The organism is Marivita sp., from assembly GCF_965656765.1.
Taxonomy (GTDB): Bacteria; Pseudomonadota; Alphaproteobacteria; order Rhodobacterales; family Rhodobacteraceae; genus Marivita.
The window spans coordinates 36397-44022 of the sequence record NZ_CBFHLV010000023.1 but is presented as its reverse complement, the minus strand read 5'-3'; the positions used below and the strand labels follow the sequence as shown (position 1 = coordinate 44022).

General features: G+C 57.6%; 6 protein-coding genes. 2 read left to right on the top strand and 4 right to left on the bottom strand.

The window, feature by feature from the left end:
- Positions 1-375 precede the first annotated feature (375 nt).
- Complete coding sequence (locus ACTG4M_RS08720; RefSeq protein ID WP_439123265.1) at positions 376-1887, top strand: caspase family protein; 1512 nt, start codon at positions 376-378, stop codon at positions 1885-1887.
- Positions 1888-1900: 13 nt separating this feature from the next.
- Here the strand turns inward: ACTG4M_RS08720 and ACTG4M_RS08715 are convergent, their stop codons facing one another.
- Positions 1901-2572, bottom strand: a complete 672-nt coding sequence (locus tag ACTG4M_RS08715) for a DUF1045 domain-containing protein (RefSeq protein WP_439123264.1) — start codon at positions 2570-2572, stop codon at positions 1901-1903.
- Between the two features lie 367 nt (positions 2573-2939).
- Between ACTG4M_RS08715 and ACTG4M_RS08710 the strand changes: the two genes are divergently transcribed.
- A complete protein-coding gene (locus ACTG4M_RS08710; protein WP_439123263.1) occupies positions 2940-4154 on the top strand; it encodes an MFS transporter in 1215 nt (404 codons plus the stop codon).
- A gap of 8 nt (positions 4155-4162) precedes the next feature.
- Here ACTG4M_RS08710 and alr read toward each other — a convergent pair whose 3' ends face one another.
- From alr to ACTG4M_RS08695, 3 genes are read right to left on the bottom strand one after another with little or no spacing between them, the layout of a single operon-like run.
- Positions 4163-5278, bottom strand: a complete 1116-nt coding sequence (gene alr / locus ACTG4M_RS08705) for an alanine racemase (protein ID WP_439123262.1) — start codon at positions 5276-5278, stop codon at positions 4163-4165.
- 2 nt (positions 5279-5280) lie between these two features.
- Positions 5281-6438, bottom strand: coding sequence for an amidohydrolase (locus ACTG4M_RS08700; RefSeq protein ID WP_439123261.1), 1158 nt, complete (start codon positions 6436-6438; stop codon positions 5281-5283).
- A 10-nt stretch (positions 6439-6448) separates the two neighbouring features.
- On the bottom strand, positions 6449-7624 hold the full coding sequence (locus ACTG4M_RS08695) for an acetyl-CoA C-acyltransferase (RefSeq protein WP_439123260.1): 1176 nt from the start codon (positions 7622-7624) through the stop codon (positions 6449-6451).
- Positions 7625-7626: the final 2 nt, after the last annotated feature.

Below are 7626 nucleotides of genomic sequence, written 5' to 3'. Positions count from 1 at the left end.
TCGGCGAGGCTCCATTATCGACCCCCACAGTCTATCTCAAACCGCTCAGCACGCGAGGTTTTTCAGACGTTCCTTAGTTCGGACGCGTCACCATCCAAATTCCACCCATACTCAAACGGGTCGGAGCTTTGGGCAGATGCCATGCCAAACGGCAAGGCAAGCATCAGGGCAACGGCAAAGAAAACACGGTGGAAAGCTATTCTCATAATGACCTCGCAGATGAATTGCGCAGAAAGTTCTAGGCGTTCATGGTATCAAAACATGAGTTTATCATAAACCTTGCATGCTTGCCTAGGACACGCGATAGATTATGTTCTCTATGAGAATTTACACGATTTTTTTGATTGAACCAACCGGCTACGGCAGGAGGAAGTTTTGACCGACTGGCTACCAAAACTGGGAAAACTCATTTCAAACAGGGCCTTAGCGACATGTTTGGCCCTCACAGCTGCCGCGTCGCCCGCTATGGCGCAAGACCGCATCGCTTTGGTTATCGGCAACTCAAGCTATGAAACTGTGTCTGCGCTCGACAATCCGACCCGCGATGCTGAACTTCTGGCCTCGACGCTTGAGCAGATCGACTTTCAGGTCACCCTTCTGATTGACGCCACACAGATCGAAATGAAGCGCGCCCTCTCCGATTTCGGCCGCAGCCTGCGCAACGGCGGGGCTGATACCACCGGCTTGTTCTACTATGCGGACCACGGCGTTCAAAGCTTTGGAAACAAATATCTATTACCGGTCGACGTATCGCTGAATGATGCCGCTGATCTTGATCTCGAAGGCGTTGAGGCGCAATCGGTTCTCCGCCAAATGGCATCGGCGCGCAACCGCACGAATTTTGTGATTCTCGACGCCTGCCGCAACAACCCGTTTGCCGACATGGCGGAATTCGATTCCCCCGGTCTGGCGGAAATGAAAGCACCCACAGGAACATTCTTGTCCTACGCTACGTCCCCAGGCGCAGTCGCGTTGGACGGAACTGGCCAGAACAGCCCGTTTACAACAGCGCTGGTGCGGGAAATGACCAAGCCGGGTGTCGCGGTCGAGCAGATGTTCAAACAGGTGCGCGTGTCGGTGCTCGAACAAACCAACGGCCTTCAGACACCATGGGACACGTCCTCTCTGACCAACAACTTTACTTTTGTGAACGCACCCATCGAAGACCCGGTTGATCTGGCAGCACGTCAACTGTGGGAATCGGTTCAGGCCACCAAAGACCCGGTGCAGATCATGCTGTTCCTGCGCGGCTACCCCAACAGCTCATACGCCGATGATGCCCGCGCGCTATTGGCCGAAGCGATCGAATCCGAACTGACCAACGAAACCGCCGCCGTAGAGCGCCCGGAACCGGCGGGCCCGTCCCAAGACGAGCAGACGATGTTCGAAGCAGTTCAAGCCAACCCCACCATTGAGGGCTATCAGGAATATCTGAACGCCTTTCCCAATGGGACGTTCTCAGAATTTGCGCGTGGCGAAGTCGAGGCAATGCAAGCGCAAAACAATGTTGACCCAGTGGGCGAAGGAGTCAGCGCGCCGGCAGAGGAAACCGAACTTGCAATGGTTGCCGAACAGGAACGCTCGACTGTGCCAAATGTCGTTAAGTTCGACACGCCCCTCGTCGCGCCAGGCTCTGTGATTGACGGCATCTTGCTATCCGAGATTACGGCACTGTCGCCAATGTTCCCGCCAGTTGAAGGGCTGCCAGACGAGTATTGGAAAGATCAATCCTGTTCCAATTGTCATGAGTGGACTCAAGAACGGCTCTGCGACCAATCGAATGTTTACCTGAACCTTAGCGGTCAAAAGTCGCTTGAGAAACCGCATCCGTTCAACGGTCTTCTTAAACGCAACCTACGGCAATGGGCCGCCGGCGGCTGTCAGTAAGGGCGCGTTTGGATCAGCCTAGTAACGTGTAGCGTTCGATTAACTCGAACCGCCCGTCCGGTCGTTCGCCCACCAGTGCAATCTGATCAAGGGTGAACGGTTTCGGTAATTCTGGCAGATGCGCCCCCACCACATCGGTCCATAGGTCGATCTGTTCTACCCGAAGGCGCCCGGTCAGGGTCAAGTGAAACCGGAACTCTTCCATCACATATGGATAGCCCCAGCGCTCCAACAATGTGTCTTGCCTATGCGACAATCGTGCTTTGCGCCGCCGCATCAGCTCTGCCTCAGTGGGCGGCGCGCGAAATGAATCCAACGCCTTGACACATGTCGATGCTAAGCGGGCAATTCCATTCATGTCCCCAACCGGGGTCAGCGCAAGAAAGCGACCCAGAACGGTCAAGACGAGCCCGTCACTGTGCCCAGGCGCGCATGCTCGTGCCATATCCGCGGTTGCTGCCGTTAGGCCTGTCAGGTCTGTCCCATCGGCCAATCGAAACGGCGGCTTCAGCGTTCCGTGAAACCCGTATTTACGCGGTGCCTTCGTCACGTCCTCAAGACCGGGCACATCAAGCTGGACCGCGTCGCAACCCGCAATACAATCCCAACCCAGCCATACAGCGCCAAAGTCGGCCAACGCGCCTTCAGGCGGTACATAGTAAATCGCAAAGCGCGTATACGACACTGGAACTCCCCTCACCTCGCCCCTTTTGCCAAAAAGACATGACGGCTCCATGACATTCACGCCGCCTGTTGCCAATGCCGAACACGTCCCGTTAGGCCCTATGATCTCGCATCAGCCTGGTAATGCGCGAATGCCAGACCTCTTACTCGGGAAACCATTATGGGCAAAACGCATCGAGTGACTTGCACCCAAACAAAACATGCCGGACAAGCTTTCTACGAACCTTACCCAGAACTGAAGGCCCCCCAATGCCCGCTCAAATAATCGAAATGACTAGTGCATTATGCGAGAACGTCGTGGGCACTTGGATGGCATCTGGTGTCCAACGCGACATAACTTCGCCCCGCTCTGACGGTCCTGCCATCAAATGATCGACCGAGACTACCTTCCATCGATCGGCCTCGGGATCAGCCAGATCATTGGCTACGGTACTTTGATGTATGCCTACGCGATACTGCTGCCGCATATGGCGGATGACCTTGGGCTAAGCCTGTCTGGCATTTTCGGCATCCTGTCTCTGGGGCTGTTCTTTGGCGGCATGATGGCGCCGGTCGCGGGGCGGCTGATCGACCGCTTTGGTGGACGCTGGGTCATGACATTTGGCACAATCATGGCTGCCGTTGCGGTGATGTCCCTTAGCTTGGTCCAAGGCAAAACCGGGCTGTTTGCAGCAATCTTGCTGGCCGAAGGTGCGGGCGTGTTCGTGCTCTACAATGCCGCGTTCGCCTCGGTGGCCCGCCTTGATTTGAGCGTTCCGGCGCAAAAATCGATCTCGATCATCACCTTGTTTGGCGGTGTTGCATCGACCATTTTCTGGCCACTCACGCTGGCCATCTACACGGCACTCGGATGGGAAACGACATGGGTCATCCTTGGCGTCGCACTGCTTCTGACATGCGCCCCGATCCACTTCTTCGCCCTCAGACGCGCGGAAACACCACCTGGAAGCCCGTCCAGAGCGCCACGTCCAAACTGGCCGGAACTGACAGGTGCGATGCGGCGGCGTGGGATGCTATGGATGGTTATCTCTTTTGTGTTTTCTGGCTACCTCATGGGCGCCGTGATGACGCTCTGGGTCACCAATGTGCAGGATCTGGGGCATTCGGCAGCGATGGCAGCAATTGCGGGCGCAGTGATCGGGCCTTTCAAAACAGTCGGGCGGTTCTTTGAGATGCTGGTAAGCCGCAACATGTACCCACTGGTTACATACGCGCTCAGCCTTGGGTTGATGATGGCGGGGTTTGTGGTGCTTTTGGCAGTCGGCTTCACCCTGCCGGGATTGATGATCGCAGCAGCGCTATACGGCATGGGTGACGGTATCAAAACCATCGCACGCGGCACCCTGCCCCTCGCGCTTTTTGGGGCGAATGGATACGGTGCGCGGCTTGGCTGGATTGCCTTTGTGCAGACCGGCATAAACGCTTCGGCCCCCTTTGCCTTTGCATGGGCCACACAGGTCTTTGGCGGCTGGTGGTCCTTTGCCATCATGACGGGTTGCTTGAGCTTTGCCATATCAACGTATTTTCTGATCCCCGATCCAAGAAAAGCAGTTTCGGCCAATGCGCCTACATCCAGCGCTTGACCATAGTGTCAGCGATAGACCTTGGGATTGCGCGCGCCCCAATCCGCAAACAGATCCGGCAAGATGGTGCCGAATTGCGCAACGGCGTCTGACGGACCAAGACACGCAGTTCCGTCAGTTCCGAACAGCGTCGCGTCATCCTCAACCTGTGCTTCAGGTATATCGGTCACATCCGCGACGATCGAATTCATCGACACCTTGCCCAAGACCGGCGCAACCTGCCCCCGGATCAGAACAGAGCCACGACCTTGGGCGACGCGGCTGTATCCCGCAGCATAGCCGATGGATACACAGGCCAGACGGCGATCTTCTGACAAGACGTGATCACAATCATATCCCACCGTTGCGCCTTTGGGATACTCACCGATATGGACGACCCGCGATTTGATTTCCATTGTCGGGCGAAACCCCAGCTCTGGGTTCAAAACCCCGTACAGAATCGCCCCACACCGATACATATCTGTTTCGATCTGTGCCCCCAAAAGTAGTGTCAGGCTGCTGCCCGCATGGACCAAAAGATCGGCTCGCTGCAGGCCAGTGTTCGCGCAAACCCATGCGACCTGCTCAGTGAACAAATCAGCCGAGTGTTCCAGCCGCGCGGGTTCGTTGCTCGGAAAATGTGTGCAGATACCAATGATATGCGCACCAATGTCACGAACGATGTTACGGCAATCGCGTTGTCCGGCTTTTGTCGATATCTCCAAACCGTCGCGCGACATGCCCTGCGCATTCAGCGACAGGTGAACACCGACTGTGGCGCGACCGGCGTCGAACAAATCCCGCATCTGCCGTGCTGCACGCAACGAGCCAACCTGCTCTTCCACACGGTCCGCCAGCGCGCCTTCAACTTCTAGCAAGCTCGCGGCACGCAGCCGGAACAGACGCCCGGTAAACCCGGCGCGTCGCACAGCGCGCGCTTCGGCGTTCGATGTGATCCCAATGCGCGTCACCCCATGTTCGATCAGAAGCGGCACCACACGGTCAATCCCATGCCCATAGGCGTCAGCCTTCATGACGGCGCAAAGACTGGTACCTTTGGGCAGCAAGCGGTGCGTCAATTCAAGATTGCGGGATACCCGATCCAGATGAATCTCGCACCACGAACTGGGAAGAAGATCAGACACGATCAGACCTGCACGCGACCCAAAATGCGATCGACGATGCCAACAAACAAATCCGTCATGATCGGAATCAAGGCGTCCGGGAAATCGTAGTCCGGGTTGTGCAACTGAGGATGGGTCTCGCCAGCGCCGACATATAGCATCGCTGCCTGCGCACCGTCGCCACCGATACGGCCAAAATCCTCAGACCACCGCATCGGTGTCGGCATCTCGTAAACATCTCGGCCCTGACCCACCGCGACCTGATGGGCAAGCTGCGTGGCCTCTAGATCATTTGTCACCGCCAGAAAGATGTCATGCCACATCACTTTGACCGACAGGTCTGAACAGTGCTGCGCGACCAAAGACTGTGCGTCAGTTACCAGTGCATCCATCCTGTCATCCGTCATACAACGCAGCGTCACCCGCAGTTCACCTTGCCCAGGGGCAATGCCAAAGGTCGGCTCGCCCAGCCGCGCATAGGTGAGGGTACTCAAGGCAAAGTCTGCGTCCCCGATCATTCCAGTGCTCAGACTTGGCAGCGCTTGCATCAGCGCTGCCATCGCTGGTCCGGGGGACACTCCGTCTTCGGGTGCTGCCGCGTGTGAGCTTTTGCCTTCAAGCAAGATTTGCATCCCGCGCGACGCACAATTGCCCGGCCCAGGTCGGATGCCAATTTCACCCAACGGGCGGCCCGGCACGTTGTGATAGGCAAAGGCAAAATCCGGTCGGATCTCTGGCCAACGCAGGTCGTCAATAACCGCTTTGGCCCCTGCCCCGGTTTCTTCGGCAGGCTGAAACAAAAGGATGACACGACCTTTCAAGGGGCGTTTGGCAAGGCCAGTTGCAACGCCCAGCATGGTCGCCATGTGCCCATCATGGCCGCACAAATGCCCTTTACCTTTAACCTCTGAGGCATAGGTCAAATCTGAGATTTCGAGGATCGGCAACCCGTCAAGCTCACAGCGTAGCAGCACTGTTAGGCCATCTTCGACACCCATGAATTCTGCTGCCACACCATGGCCGCCCAGACCCTGCCAAACCCGGTCAGCCCCCCGCTTTTGAAGCTCGTGCGCAATGCGCTCGGCGGTCTTGGCCTCTTGGCCCGACACTTCGGGGCGGCGGTGCAACTCGTGGCGCAGCGCGATCAGGTCTTGAATATGTGTCTCGGACAGGACAGTCATTGCGCAGCCTTCAGAAGATCTCGATCAATCCGGCGGCACCCTGCCCGCCACCGACGCACATCGACACGACCCCCCATTTGGCACTGCGGCGGCGTCCTTCTAGCAGAATGTGGCCCGCCATCCGTGCGCCTGACATGCCATAGGGATGACCAATCGCAATCGCTCCGCCGTTGACGTTCAAACGGTCATCTGGAATGCCAAGCCGATCCCGGCAATACAAAAGCTGCGCCGCGAAAGCCTCGTTGATCTCCCAAAGGTCGATGTCGTTCATCCCTAGCCCCGCACGGTCGAGCAACCGTGGAATGGCGATCACCGGACCGATCCCCATCTCGTCCGGTGCGACGCCTGCTACAGCAAAGCCGCGCAATGCGCCCAAAGGCGTCAAGCCGCGTCGCCCGGCCTCTGATGCTTCCATCACGACAAGGGCCGCAGCACCATCAGACAATTGACTGGCATTACCCGCTGTCACGGTTTTGCCATCGCCTATGACGGCGCCCAGCTTGCCCAAAACCTCCGCCGTTGTCTCAGGCCGATTGCACTCGTCATGATCAAGACGCACAGAGTGGTCCGACGTATCTCCCGTCGTCTTATCAGTAACGGTCTTCACCGCATCGACCGGCACGATCTCGTCTTTGAACAGATCAGCCTCTTGCGCGCGGGCGGTTCGCTGCTGGCTTTGTAGCGCATAGGCGTCCTGGGCATCCCGGCTCACGCCGTAACGCTCAGCGACAACCTCAGCAGTCTCTAGCATGTTGAGGTAATAAGAGTTCGGCGTGTTTGGATCGCGGTAGCGATGCCCATTCCAATGGCTGTTCTGAACCAGCGATATGCTTTCCAGCCCTCCGGCCAGTGCCACATCGACTTGCTCGCAGCGCACCATATGCGACGCGATGGCAAGCGCGTTGAGCCCCGAGGCGCACTGCCGGTCAACTGTCGCTCCCGCCACATTGTCAGGCAGGCCCGCCGCTTGCACGATGTGACGCGCAACATTGACACCAGACGACCCTTGGGTCAGCGCCGATCCGAACACTGCCTCTTCGACCTCGACGCCCGTTAGCACAGCCCGCGTCAAAGCGGCCTGAACCGCAGGAGCGGCAAGGCTGGGTGCCTCAAGGTTGTTGAACGCACCGCGATAGGCCTTGCCAATCGGCGTGCGGGCAGTTGATACAATGACGGCGTCTCGCATGG